Genomic DNA, 13,407 nt, shown 5'->3' with positions numbered 1-13,407 from the left:
ACCTTAGGGAGCAGTGCTGTCTTGAACGTTTAGATAGGAGGTTATACACCTATCTTTGTTAGCCCAAAGCGTATTCAACCATTGCTGGAAATAAGCTTTGAAATTGTCATCTATATCATAATTTCCACGTAAATCGTTAGAAATAGGTACGCTTGTCACATCAACAACAATCCGCTTCATGCGTCCACACAACATATCCATCATCGGGTGGCCTTCATTTTCGGGATATATAAGCGTAATGTCGAGTAATTCAGTGAACTGTTCCCCCATGGTGTTTAGCGTAAAAGCCAATCCCGCAGCTTTTGGCCTCAGGAGGTGGGTATACGGAGATTGCTTTTCTTGATGTTTGGCCAAGGTAAACCGAGTACCCTCTGCAAAATTGACCACGGTAGTAGGTGTGAATTTGTATTTTTTGCATTTTTTTCGGGTGGTTTCGATGTCTTTACCAGCAAGATTTGGATTTTTAGTGATTTGCGCTTTGCTAAAACGCTGCATGAAAGGCATATCCAAAGCCCATGCACCTAAACCCACAACCGGTAACCAAATCAGTTCTTTTTTGAGGAAAAATTTGGGCGCTGGGATCCTTTGATACGCAAAATCCATGACTAAGATGACATCTAGGTAGGAGCGGTGATTAACCGTGACGAGATACCATTGGTCTTTTGACAGCTCAGAGCTGACTCGATAATCAATATTAATGCGGTTGAAGAATTTAAGTAAACTGATACTGCATACACCAAAGGCTATTTCAAAGTTGGCAATGACCGGATTAATAGTGTGACGTAAAAAAGTAAGTGGGATGAGTTTGACGATGCCCAAGACAATGATTAGACCGCCCCAAAAGCACAGATTAAAAATCTGCAATGCGAAGTGCAATGGAAACACAAAAAGGGCTTTCATATGGCGCATCATCGATGTTTATCAAAAGTTATTATTATTAAAATCAATGCTATGCAAAAGTGCAGGTGAAGTCAATTACGCTTAATCAAAAAAGCCTGCGATCTTTTGATTGAGATTGCAGGCTTTGCGTAGAAGGTTTAGTAATGGTTACTGATCACCAAATTCACGAATGATATTGTTGATGGTGTCTTTCGCATCCCCGAGTACCATGCGAGTATTGTCTTTAAAGAACAGTGGGTTATCCACACCGGCAAAGCCGGCGTTGGCTGAGCGTTTCAAGACAAATACGGTCTTGGCGCGATACACTTCGATAACTGGCATACCGTAGATAGGGCTGCCTTCCATTTCTTTCGCTGCCGGATTGACGACGTCATTGGCTCCAATGACGATGACTACATCGTAGTTTTCCATACGCGGATTCACATCATCCATTTCATATAACTGTTCATAGGGTACGTCAGCTTCTGCCAATAACACGTTCATGTGCCCTGGCATTCGACCTGCAACTGGGTGAATCGCGTAATCAAAGGTACAGTTGTTTTCTTCAAGCAAGTTTTGCAGTTCACGTACTGCGTGTTGCGCTTGTGCCACCGCCATACCATAACCTGGTACAACCAAGACCGCTTGTGCTGCTTCGAGGACATAAAAGGCATCTTGTGCCGACATCACCTTGACTTCACCTGTGATCACCTCACCCATTTCAACCGGTTTAGCAAAGCCTGAAAGCAATACGTTAAGCAATGAACGGTTCATCGCTTTACACATGATGTTGGTCAGAATGAGACCTGATGCACCCACCAAAAGACCCGTAACAATCAGAATCGTGTTATCAATCGCCAGACCCGCAGCACACGCCGCAATCCCTGAATAACTGTTTAATAAAGCAATGACTACGGGCATGTCGGCACCACCGATTGAAATGGTCGCCAAAATACCAAAGCTCAATGCCAGTAATATGGCTAAGCCTAATAAAAACGCACTGTCTGGGTTATATACAAACGCAATACCCACAATGACAAAGGCCACAAGGTGCGCAATACTCAGCTCACGAAGCCCTTTGAAAATAACGGCTTTGGAACCTAATTTACCAGAAAGCTTACCCCATGCAACCAAACTACCTGAGAACGTAATGCCACCAATCAATATAGTAATAATGACCGTGCTAAACACAAATCCACTGGTAAAACGCAGCGCCATATCAGACATGGCGACAATGGTTGCCCAACCTACTAGTAATGACGCTGCCCCACCAAAACCGTTGAATAACGAGACCATTTCGGGCATGGCGGTCATTTCAACTGATTTCGCTTTCCACGCCCCATATGCCCCGCCGATAATGAAGCCCAAGACAATATACTGGTATTGCAAGACCTCTTGGTCAATCAGGGTAATGACTACGGCAAGAAGCATACCAATCGCCGAGACAAGATTACCGCGCCTTGCGGTATCTGGATGTGAGAGAAGTTTTAATCCACCAATAAACAAGGCGGCGGCTAATACATAGACCAAATTAATGGTTAAATCGACTGCGTTCATGCCTAATCCTTATTTACTGTCTTTTTTCTTAAACATGCCGAGCATCCTATCTGTAACTAGATAGCCACCCACCACGTTGATGCTTGCGAGTGCTACTGCGCCCGTGCCTAATAAAATGGTAAGCCACTCGTGATCGCCACCTGCTGAGGCAATTGCCCCAACTAACGTAATGCCAGAGATGGCATTTGAACCAGACATCAGTGGCGTGTGCAACGTGGCTGGTACTTTACGAATGAGTTCAAAGCCTAATAACGCGGCCAGTAAGACGATAAAAATAAGATAAATCATTTCCATTATTTTGCTCCTTTGAACGCATTGACTAACATGTCATTGATGACGGCACCATCATGCGTAATCACACTTTGTGCTAAGATTTCATCGTCTAAATCCAAATTAAACGACTGCGTTTCAGAATCTGTGAACTCATCAATTAAATTGGCGAGGTTATTGGCGTACATCTCGGTGGCATCACGCGCAACGGCTTGACTCCAGTTGCCAGTACCGATGACGGTGACACCGCCGATCGTTTTGGTTTTACCAGCGACAGAGCCTTCGACATTGCCGCCTGATTGCGCCGCCATATCCACCACAACCGACCCTGGACGCATCAAAGATAACGTTTCCTTGCTAATTAGGACTGGGGGTTTGCGGCCAAATAACTGCGCAGTGGTGATGACGATGTCTGAATCGGCAATGGCATCGCGCTGTGCATCTTGTTGAATTTGTTTTTGTTCCGCAGTGAGCTCTTGTGCATAACCGTCTTTGGTTTGACCGGTCTCACCGATGTCAATGTGCAAGAATTTGCCACCCAAAGATTGGACTTGCTCAGCCACTACGGGACGGGTGTCGTATGCTAACACATTTGCACCCAAGCGTTTCGCAGTAGCAATGGCTTGTAAACCGGCCACGCCCGCACCGATGATAAAGACCTTAGCGGGTTTAATGGTGCCAGATGGCGTCATCATCATGGGTAAAATAGAAGGTAGTGTATTGGCGGCTTGCAGCATCATGACATAACCTGCAAGGCTAGCTTGTGAACTTAACGCATCCATTTTTTGCGCACGTGTGGAACGAGGGATCATTTCAATTGATAGGGTGTTGAGTTTGGCTTTAGCCATATCTTCAACTAAAGTCTGGTTAAAGAAAGGATCGCAGTGACCTATCACAATAGCACCAGCTTTGATTTGCTTGACCTCTTCAGGCATGGGGCGATTGACGTAAAGGATGATATCCGCGTTTTGCAACGCCGTCTCACTTTCTTTGGCTATCGTAACGTCCACGTCAGCAAAATCGCTGTCGCTATAACCAGAAGCTTTACCAGCATTCGTTTCTAGCGTGATGGTATAACCTAATCGAATCAGTTTTTTAGCACTAGTGGGCGTTAAGGCACAGCGCTTTTCAGTGCTGAATTCTCGACCCTTTTGTGCTTCGTTGACCACAAATATGTTCAAAGCGAGCTCCTTATATTCATCGTTCTAATTTTGTAGGGTATTGAACGGAATATTTATAATAGTCTAATTGTGCAAAAGTGCGCTGACCTTAGCCTATATGCATGAGAGAGAACTCGGTATACTACTTTTGGATAGGCAGGATAGTACTTTCGGACTATCCCGGTTAAGATATTGATGGAGTTATTAATGTGATGTGAATATCCCGAAGACTTTGTTAATAAACAACTATCAATGTTAAGAGTTGGCAAACGTTTTCATTGCATCATGATCGAGTCGATAACCGATCCATTCCGATTGTGGTTTGGCGCCAATCGATTCGTAAAATTCGATAGATGGCGTATTCCAATCTAAAACATTCCATTCAAAGCGGCCACATCCTTTATCTAAAGCGAGTTGATTTAAGTGTTTCAGTAAGGCTTTGCCGGCGCCAATGCCGCGTGACTCCGGAGTAACATACAAATCTTCTAAAAAGAGTCCATTTTTACCGAGCCAAGTTGAGTAATTATAAAAGTACACGGCAAAGCCAATCGGCTTTTTACCGTGTTCGCAGATCACGGCGTCCACCGTAGAGTTGGCACCAAATATACTGTGCTCAATATCTGCTTGCGTGGCTAAGACCTCATGCTCGGCTTTTTCGTAAATTGCGAGTTCAACGATAAACTGCATGATAGTCTCGGCATCTTCAATTGTGGCGGGACGGATAGTAATGGACATGTTAGGCCTTTATAATTAAGATCGTTTGAATGAAGGTAATGTTAGCATATTTACGAATTTTATAGCCATTACATACGATGCGAATCCATTGCCTTTTTTTATGTAAAGTTAGTAAAAGCTTACTTTTGCGAACTTAGTTTTTTTGATAACATGAAGACATCAATTCCTCATATTTTCTACCCATTTTGTCAATGGACACAGCTTCATGAGCACTAGCAATTTTCATCGTCGATTTAGTGTCGCCCCAATGCTGGATTGGACCGACCGTCACTGTCGTTACTTTTATCGACAAATGACCCAGTATGCGCTCTTATACACTGAAATGGTCACCACTGGCGCGATCATTCACGGCAAGGGAGATTTTTTAGGATTTAATGACGCTGAGCATCCGGTCGCTTTACAATTGGGAGGTTCAGATCCTGGTGCGATGGCAGAATGTGCTGCCCAAGCCCAAGAACAGGGCTATGATGAGGTCAACATCAATGTTGGCTGTCCCTCTGATAGAGTGCAAAATGGTGCGTTTGGCGCCTGTCTGATGGCAATGCCTGAGACCGTTGCTCAGTGTATTCAAGCGATGCAAGGGCAAGTTGACATTCCCGTGACGGTCAAGTCGAGGATTGGTATCGATGATATGGATGAATATGAGGATCTGACTCGTTTTATCCAAATCGTCGCTGACGCAGGGTGTGACACGTTCATTGTGCATGCTCGCAAAGCTTGGCTCAAGGGCCTTAGCCCCAAAGAAAATCGCGACATTCCACCTTTGATGTACGATAGAGTCTATCAGCTCAAACAAGAATTCCCTGAACTACATATTGGCATTAATGGCGGGATCAATAATCACGAGGATGGTCTTGCCCACCTAGAGCGCGTCGACGAAGTCATGCTCGGCCGTGAAGTGTATGCTAACCCTTATTGTTTGGCTGAGGTTGATGCTCTGTATTACGGCGACAATCATAGTGCGCCTAGTCGAGCTGATGTGGTTGAGCGTATGCATCGTTATACCAAAGAATATCTCAACGATGGTGGACGAGTATGGCATGTTGCCCGGCACATGCTAGGCCTGTTTCAAGGTCAACCTGGCGGCAAAGTCTGGCGTCGTTATTTGAGCCAAAATGCGATAAAAGGTGAAGTGTCAGCGGATGTGCTGCTGGACGCTCATGCCGAAATGGAAGCAACTAAAGCACGTGCCTTGGCATTTCAGGCCGAAAAAACAACACCGTCTTAGTCTTTTTGAACCGGCAAAGAATGACAGTTGTTAGTTATTTTTTTTCCCTCCTTTCCTTAATGAAAACCTAACCAAAATGTGGTGCTTTTTACTAACTGGCATGGTCAAAAAAGCTAACCTAGGTTTTTTGTGAGAGGATGTTTAAAATAAAAAAGCTAATTAAAATATAGGCTTACGATTTTTTTTAGGATTGGCACAACCTTAGCAATAGTTAATACGACTTAAACAATACGATGTAAATATTGTAATTAACTTGCTAAAAAGGGTATCACCATGACGGTTACAACTAAACTTGCCAAATCCATTATCGCTTCAGTTTTTTTTATTACAGCATCGGCTGCAGCGAACGCTCAAACCGAGCAAACCGTTTCATTAAATACATATGTGAATACAATGATGCAACATACAACAGCATTGAATTCACAGGACGTACATTTTGGCGCGATGCAATCTGTTGCCAATACAGCACACCAATTTTCGTTAGACGACCAACCACAGTTTGCGCCGAACATCCATGTGATTGATATTGTACAAAACACCATTGCCTCCGACGTTAAAGCGCTTATAGCTGCCGCAGACGAGGCTGAATAATAATGTTTTTCATAGACTTAGTGTGGTTGTTTAGTGCACCTATCCTTGCCTTTGTTGCTGCAGTAGGTTTATGGATGAGCAGTTTAAAAGTTCCACATCATATTAGTAGATTGAAACGTCGCTGGTGTTAATCATCGCGACAAAGTACTTCTCCCACACTCCCTTTGGCCACCATCACGGTGGCTTTTTTATGTCTAAAATCTAGTTTTAGATATTTTACTAACTATTGGTCAAAAACACTAACTTGCAAACCCTTCAGTATTACTTGGCTTTTATCTTTTTTATATAAAACCATTTAAAATCAATAATTTAAACACTTGGCATGAGGATTGAAATAATCAAATAGAAAAGTTGTATCAACAATATACTAAGGAGACAAAAAATGAATGTACATAAATGCGATACTCGATTGTACCGTGATGCTAGCAATCCTCTAATTAGTGGTGTCTGTAGTGGCATTGCAAAACGCTTTAATCTCGATGCTATCTGGGTCAGAGCAGCAGCTGTCGCACTCTTCCTGTTTGCTCCGACAGCCATAGCATTGGGTTATGTATTAGGGATTTTGTTTTTGCGCAAGCGCTATGCATAATGCCACTATAGATAAAAACTATGAAGTAAATCAAAAATTTGTCACATAAAAACGCGCAAAATGATGCTATGCTATTAGTATCACTTTTGTGCTAGGGAATGCCATGCCAGAATCCATTAATTTCAAGAACATCGGTTTTGCGACACTCGCTATTATTTTTATTTTAACTATCATCGGTTGGGTTTGGAGTTGGTCGCCAGCAACCTTTTCGGTGAAAGACGTCGTTGCAGAACAAGCAAATGCGCTACAAGTCGAACCCGTTGTTGGTTTTGCCACGACTACCGCCGTTATCGAAGTGGGTGATGTCTTGCTCCATAAAACCGGAGGCTATCTGAGTAACGATATTGCCCCTCCGGGTGTATTGATGGACAATATGCCAGCATGGGAATTTGGCGCGCTAGAGATGTTACGCGATGTCACTTTGGCGTTGCGTAAAGATTTTTCTCGCTCGCAATCACAGTCGGTTGAAAATGAATTTTTGGTCAAAGCACAGCCTAATCTCAATATCGATAGCACCAAATGGATTTTGCCGTCTGCCGAATCTCAATACGGTGAAGCGATTGATTTGATTAAGGCTTATCGTCTCGCGCTAACCCAACAACAGGCGAGCAGTCAGTTTTTTGCTAGGGCAGACAATCTACGCGATTATCTTAAAGAAGTCGAAAAGCGATTGGGATCCATGTCACAAAAGCTCAGTGCTAGCGTTGGGGCAGATGTTATCAACACAGATTTAGCTGGAGATGCGAAAGCATCACAGTCGACGCCAACCCCCATGCAAATAACCAACAAAACAAGCTGGTTCAAGATTGACGATAATTTTTATCAAGCACGAGGAATGGCTTGGGCGCTATTACACATTTTACGCGGCATCGAAATGGATTTTCGTGATATTTTAGTCAACAAAAATGCCTTGGTCAGTCTGCGACAAATTATTCGCGAACTCGAAGCGACCCAAGATACGGTGTGGAGTCCTATGATTTTGAACGGCAGCGGTTTTGGTATGCTCGCAAATCATTCATTGGTCATGGCTAATTATATATCTAGAGCCAATGCTGGTATCATTGAACTGGCAGAATTACTCAATCGAGGCTAAAACAATTTAATATCAAACACATGGAACGCAAATGAAAACACATATCGCAGTTGTATTATCAGGTCTCTTGTTGAGTACTACTTCTCATGCTGACACTTTGTTAGGTCTTTACGGTGGTGCTCAAATGTGGGCAATGGAAAGCGAAGGCGCGTTTGCTTCAGACGCGAATTTGGCGAACTTTACTTTTGATGATGAACGCCAAGGTTCTTATTACTTAGCGTTTGAGCATTTTATTCCGCTGGTGCCAAATGCCAAATTAATTCACACCAGTTTTGATACTGATGGGTTCACGGATTTATCTACTAGCTTTACGTTTGGTGGCGAAACTTTTGCATCCGATACGCGACTCGATACCGATGTCGAAATGAGTATGACCGATCATATTTTGTATTACGAAATCCTCGATAATGATTTGGTCAGCATTGATTTGGGGATCAACGCCAAGAAAATAGACGCGACAATCAGTGTGGACGATACGGTAAATGGCGTCACAGGTTCTCAAGACGTTACTGGCTATATTCCAATGGTCTATTCCAAAATTGAGTTTGGGATCCCTGCGACCGATTGGTCGATTTTTGCTGAAGGCAGTTATTTATCGATTGATGACCACAGCGTGAGCGATCTCAATGCAGCCTTTGAATACCGCATTATAGATAGCTTAGCCATGAATGTTGCCCTGCAAATTGGCGGGCGAGCAGTCACTATCGAATTGGACGATCTTGATAACACCTTCACTGATTTAAAATTCAGCGGAGTGTATGCCGGAATTGAAGTCCATTTCTAATATCCTTTCAATTTATTTATTCTAAAAAGTAATAAAAAATCGTTAATTATTCTTTTCTATTATACATGAAGTCGTTTAGAGTGAAGGCATAGATAACAAGGGTTAACGATTTTTTTATGGCAAATCCAAACGTACCAGGCGTACTTGCTTCCGCACAACTAAGTGCCATTACGCAAGCAATTCAAGGTCTTGATAATCAACAGTTAAGTTGGGTGAGTGGCTATATTGCTGGCCTAGCATCAGCTCAAGGTGGTGGTGTTGCAACCACTGAAGCACCGGCTAATCAAGCACAACTTACCGTTTTATACGGTTCACAAACTGGCAATGCCAAAGGTGTTGCACACGCGTTTGCTGAAAAAGCCAACGCTTCTGGCGTAAATGCCAAAGTCGTTTCGATGGCTGATTATAAGCCAAGAGCTCTAAAAGCTGAGACGCATGTTGCCGTTATCGTATCAACTCATGGCGAAGGTGACGCACCGGATGATGCGATTGAGTTGCACGAATTTGTTGCCAGCAAAAAAGCCCCTAAATTAGCCAATACCAAATATTCAGTGCTTGGATTAGGTGATACAAGTTATGAATTTTTCTGCCAAACAGCGAAAGACTTTGACTCAAGACTTGCCGCGCTTGGTGCGACGGCTGTTGCTGAACGAGTTGATTGTGATGTGGATTATGCCCAAGCTTCAGCAGCTTGGATGGACAGTGTTATCGCAGCAATACAAGACGATTTTAAGCAGTCAGTCGCAACGGTGGCAACCACTCTCTCAGTAGCAAATGCACCCGCTGCCACGTCGCAATACAACAAGCAAAACCCGTTCACAGCGACCCTGACAGAGAGTCTAAAAATTACCGGTCGAGATTCAATCAAAGACATCCGTCATATTGAAATTAGCTTAGAAGACTCAGGCATTCAATACCAAGTAGGCGATGCCCTTGGTGTGTATTTTAGCAACTCAGATGATGTGGTGAATCGCATATTGGCAGCATTGTCATTGGATGCACAGACGCAAGTGGATGTCGCAGGCGAATCCTTGTCATTGAGCACTGCTTTAGCTGATAAATTAGAACTGACCCTCTCTTATCCTACCTTCATCAGTAAGTTAGCAGACAGTACAGGTGCAGAATCATTAAAGACGCTTTTGGAAGACAAAGCGGCCTTGCGTGAATACATCGCAAATCGTCAAATTGTTGATATTATTATTGATCATCCGGTATCGTGTTCTGCGCAACAACTCGTGGATGCATTGCGTCCAATCACCCCGCGTTTGTATTCAATTGCTTCTTCGCAAAGCGAAGTAGAAGATGAAGTACATTTGACGGTTGCTTTAGTCGAATACGATGAGTTTGGCTTCACCCATCAAGGTGGTGCATCAGGATTTCTGGGCAAGCGTTTGGCAGAAGGCGATACGGTTAAAGTCTATATTGAACCAAATAATAACTTCCGTTTACCTGACGATCCTAATGCTCCAATCATTATGATTGGCCCAGGCACTGGCATAGCGCCATTCAGAGCGTTCATGCAAGAGCGTGATGCACAAGGTGCTGGAGGTGATAATTGGTTATTCTTTGGCAATCCACATTTTACTCAAGATTTTTTGTATCAAACAGAATGGCAAGGATACAAAAAGTCGGGCTTGTTAAGTCGGGTGTCTCTTGCGTGGTCACGTGACCAAGAAGAAAAAATCTATGTACAACATCGCCTGCTTGAACAGGGCGCGGAAGTGTATGCATGGCTTGAGCGCGGGGCACACGTTTATGTTTGTGGTGATGCAACACACATGGCGAAAGACGTAGAAAATGCATTACTCACTATTTATCAAACCCATGGCAAGCTGTCTGAAGCGGATGCCAAACAAGCGCTTTTAGCTCTGCGCAAAGCCAAACGTTATCAGAAGGATGTTTACTAATGAGTGATTCAAAGAACCTAATCGTTGAGGGTAAACTTGCTGATAACGAGCGTATCAAAGGCGAGAGTAATTTCTTGCGCGGAACCATAGCGGATGATTTGCAAGATGACATGACAGGTGGCTTCACCTCGGATAACTTTCAATTAATTCGTTTTCACGGCATGTATCAGCAAGATGACCGAGATATTCGCCCAGAGCGCATCAAGCAAAAACTAGAGCCATTACACAATGTCATGCTTCGTGCGCGTTTGCCTGGTGGTGTTATTACACCTAAGCAATGGTTGGCGATTGATGAATTTGCCGATTCACATACCATCTATGGCAGTATTCGTCTGACGACACGTCAAACATTCCAGTTCCATGGTGTTCTGAAGCCACATATTAAATTGATGCATCAAACTCTAAACAAAATCGGTATTGATTCGATTGCTACAGCTGGCGATGTGAACCGAAATGTCCTGTGTACATCAAACCCTGAAGCGTCCAAAGTGCACCAAGAAGCCTATGCGTGGGCGGTCAAAATTAGTGAGCACTTATTGCCAAGAACCAAGGCATATGCCGAAGTCTGGCTAGATGAAGAAAAAGTGGAAACCACAGAAGAACCGATTTTAGGCAATAACTACTTACCCCGTAAGTTCAAAACGACCGTGGTCATTCCGCCGCAAAATGATGTGGACGTGCATGCAAACGATTTGAGCTTTGTTGCGATTGCACAAGGTGATAAGTTAGTTGGTTTTAATGTGCTCGTCGGGGGGGGCTTAGCCATGACCCATGGTGATCACAGTACGTTTCCACGCAAAGCTGATGACTTTGGCTTTATCCCATTAGAACACACCTTGGCGGTTGCTGAGGCGGTTGTTACGACGCAGCGCGATTGGGGTAATCGGGTGAATCGCAAAAATGCCAAAACCAAATATACCCTTGAGCGAGTCGGTGTTGAAACCTTTAAAAGGGAAGTTGAAAAACGTGCTGGAGTGATTTTCGCACCATCTGCAGAGTATGCATTCACAGGCCGCGGTGATCGCTTTGGTTGGGTTGAAGGCGTGGATGGCAATTATCACTTAACGTGCTTTATCGAAAATGGTCGAATTCTTGATTATCCTGAAAAAACGTTAAAAACCGGTTGTCGCGAAATCGCCAAGATCCATACGGGTGAGTTCCGTATGACAGCGAACCAAAATTTGGTGATTGCTCAGGTGGCACCAGAACATAAAGCGCAGATTGAAGCGCTGGCCAAGCAACACGGATTAATGCCAGACGTCTCAAAACAACGCACAGATTCTATGGCGTGTGTTTCTTTGCCGACATGTCCATTAGCGATGGCGGAAGCGGAGCGTTACTTACCCGATGCGGTGACACAAATTGAAAGTATGTTGGCAAAACACAATTTGGCTGATGAGTCGATTATTTATCGTATAACCGGATGTCCCAATGGCTGCGGCCGCGCGATGCTCGCAGAGGTAGGTCTAGTCGGCAAAGGTCCGGGTAAATACAACTTGCATCTTGGTGGTAACCGTGAAGGTACGCGTATCCCCAAAATGTATCGAGAAAATATTACTGATACTGAAATTATGAGTATCCTCGACGATCTAATTGCTCGTTGGGCAAAAGAACGAACTGCAGGCGAAGCGTTTGGTGATTTTGTGATCCGTGCTGAGATCGTTGCCCCAGTGGTGGATTCAGCGAGGGATTTTTATGCCTAGTCTTGCCACTCAGCAATTTTCGGAGTTTGAACGCTCCGATATCACTCGCCACAATGAAGTGCTCGAGAATATGTCGCCGCTGGCTCGCGTTGAATGGGCATTTGCGAATTTGCCCGAACAAGCCATCGTTTCGTCAAGCTTTGGTGCACAGTCTGCTGTCATGTTGCATTTGATTAATACAGTTGCACCTGGCACACCAGTTGTGTTGACGGATACAGGTTATTTGTTTCCTGAAACGTATCAATTTATTGATGAGCTTAGTGAGCGTCTTAGTTTAAACCTTAAGGTTTATCGCGCACCTTGGACTGCGGCATGGCAAGAGGCTCGCTATGGCAAGCTATGGGAAAAAGGGCTTGAGGGCATCGAACAATACAATCAAATCAACAAGGTTGAGCCAATGCAGCGAGCTTTGCAAGAACTTGGTGTCGGCACTTGGTTTGCAGGCTTGCGTCGTTCACAATCTCAAGGGCGCAGTCAGTTATCGGTATTGCAAAATATTGGACAGCAAATCAAAGTTTACCCAATTATTGATCAGTCCAATAAACAACTTCACGAATATCTTAAAGCGCATAACTTGCCCTATCATCCATTGTGGGAACAAGGCTACGTGTCCATTGGTGATTGGCATACTACTCGAGCTTTAACTGATGGCATGAGCGAAGAGGATACGCGATTTAATGGTCTCAAGCGAGAATGTGGTCTGCATGAATTCGGAGATGGGATTTAATAGAGCTCAAATTGTTTTTTGAGCATTTGCTTCATCTCCGAAAAATACTGTCCTTGCTCACCAGGCCTGACCACCTTCGGTAGCTCGAAATCATAGTCTGTCATATTGTTGTCATATAAGTGTAACAAACTTGTCATAAAACTTGATTTTTATAACTATATGTTCTATATTTAATTCGTTGTCG

At 43.8% G+C, this 13,407-nt stretch carries 14 protein-coding genes; 8 read left to right on the top strand and 6 right to left on the bottom strand.

Annotated elements, in window-relative coordinates; all coding sequences use genetic code 11:
• Positions 1–3: 3 nt before the first annotated feature.
• The 5 genes from NLG07_RS00815 to NLG07_RS00795 form a co-directional block, all read right to left on the bottom strand.
• Positions 4–900 (bottom strand): acyltransferase, encoded by an 897-nt coding sequence (locus NLG07_RS00815; RefSeq protein ID WP_368501259.1) that lies wholly within the window; start codon positions 898–900, stop codon positions 4–6.
• A 147-nt stretch (positions 901–1,047) separates the two neighbouring features.
• Positions 1,048–2,436, bottom strand: a complete 1,389-nt coding sequence (locus tag NLG07_RS00810; protein WP_254855799.1) for an NAD(P)(+) transhydrogenase (Re/Si-specific) subunit beta — start codon at positions 2,434–2,436, stop codon at positions 1,048–1,050.
• A 9-nt stretch (positions 2,437–2,445) separates the two neighbouring features.
• On the bottom strand, positions 2,446–2,730 hold the full coding sequence (locus NLG07_RS00805; RefSeq protein ID WP_254855798.1) for an NAD(P) transhydrogenase subunit alpha: 285 nt from the start codon (positions 2,728–2,730) through the stop codon (positions 2,446–2,448).
• Positions 2,730–3,887, bottom strand: a complete 1,158-nt coding sequence (locus NLG07_RS00800) for an NAD(P) transhydrogenase subunit alpha (RefSeq protein ID WP_254855797.1) — start codon at positions 3,885–3,887, stop codon at positions 2,730–2,732. The genes NLG07_RS00805 and NLG07_RS00800 overlap by 1 nt, the downstream gene beginning before the upstream one ends.
• A 234-nt stretch (positions 3,888–4,121) precedes the next feature.
• Complete coding sequence (locus NLG07_RS00795; RefSeq protein WP_254855796.1) at positions 4,122–4,601, bottom strand: GNAT family N-acetyltransferase; 480 nt, start codon at positions 4,599–4,601, stop codon at positions 4,122–4,124.
• A gap of 205 nt (positions 4,602–4,806) precedes the next feature.
• Here NLG07_RS00795 and dusA point away from each other — a divergent pair, with 205 nt between their 5' ends.
• The 8 genes from dusA to NLG07_RS00755 all read left to right on the top strand — a co-directional run bounded on the left by dusA (position 4,807) and on the right by NLG07_RS00755 (position 13,223).
• Positions 4,807–5,829: a tRNA dihydrouridine(20/20a) synthase DusA gene (gene dusA, locus NLG07_RS00790; protein WP_254855795.1), complete on the top strand. Its 1,023-nt coding sequence runs from the start codon at positions 4,807–4,809 to the stop codon at positions 5,827–5,829.
• A gap of 273 nt (positions 5,830–6,102) precedes the next feature.
• Entirely contained in the window at positions 6,103–6,420 is a 318-nt protein-coding gene (locus tag NLG07_RS00785) for a hypothetical protein (RefSeq protein WP_254855794.1), read from the top strand.
• A 382-nt stretch (positions 6,421–6,802) separates the two neighbouring features.
• The gene (locus NLG07_RS00780; RefSeq protein WP_254855793.1) at positions 6,803–7,009 is read left to right on the top strand and encodes a PspC domain-containing protein; all 207 of its coding nucleotides are present in this window, start codon (positions 6,803–6,805) and stop codon (positions 7,007–7,009) included.
• Positions 7,010–7,112: 103 nt separating this feature from the next.
• Positions 7,113–8,102: a DUF2333 family protein gene (locus NLG07_RS00775; RefSeq protein WP_254855792.1), complete on the top strand. Its 990-nt coding sequence runs from the start codon at positions 7,113–7,115 to the stop codon at positions 8,100–8,102.
• Between the two features lie 31 nt (positions 8,103–8,133).
• On the top strand, positions 8,134–8,886 hold the full coding sequence (locus NLG07_RS00770; protein ID WP_254855791.1) for a TIGR04219 family outer membrane beta-barrel protein: 753 nt from the start codon (positions 8,134–8,136) through the stop codon (positions 8,884–8,886).
• Positions 8,887–9,002: 116 nt separating this feature from the next.
• A complete protein-coding gene (locus NLG07_RS00765) occupies positions 9,003–10,793 on the top strand; it encodes an assimilatory sulfite reductase (NADPH) flavoprotein subunit (RefSeq protein WP_254855790.1) in 1,791 nt (596 codons plus the stop codon).
• On the top strand, positions 10,793–12,496 hold the full coding sequence (cysI, locus tag NLG07_RS00760; protein WP_254855789.1) for an assimilatory sulfite reductase (NADPH) hemoprotein subunit: 1,704 nt from the start codon (positions 10,793–10,795) through the stop codon (positions 12,494–12,496). The genes NLG07_RS00765 and cysI overlap by 1 nt, the downstream gene beginning before the upstream one ends.
• Complete coding sequence (locus tag NLG07_RS00755) at positions 12,489–13,223, top strand: phosphoadenylyl-sulfate reductase (protein ID WP_254855788.1); 735 nt, start codon at positions 12,489–12,491, stop codon at positions 13,221–13,223. Before cysI ends, NLG07_RS00755 begins: the two co-directional genes overlap by 8 nt.
• On the opposite strand, the gene NLG07_RS00750 is transcribed toward NLG07_RS00755, so the two are convergent.
• Positions 13,220–13,360 (bottom strand): hypothetical protein, encoded by a 141-nt coding sequence (locus tag NLG07_RS00750; protein WP_254855787.1) that lies wholly within the window; start codon positions 13,358–13,360, stop codon positions 13,220–13,222. The two genes, NLG07_RS00755 and NLG07_RS00750, sit on opposite strands and share 4 nt — an antisense overlap.
• Between the last annotated feature and the right edge of the window lie 47 nt (positions 13,361–13,407).

This window comes from Alteromonas sp. LMIT006 (assembly GCF_024300645.1).
GTDB lineage: Bacteria > Pseudomonadota > Gammaproteobacteria > Enterobacterales > Alteromonadaceae > Opacimonas > Opacimonas immobilis.
The sequence above is the reverse complement of the archived record's forward strand: the minus strand, read 5'-3'. Positions and strand labels throughout refer to the sequence as shown.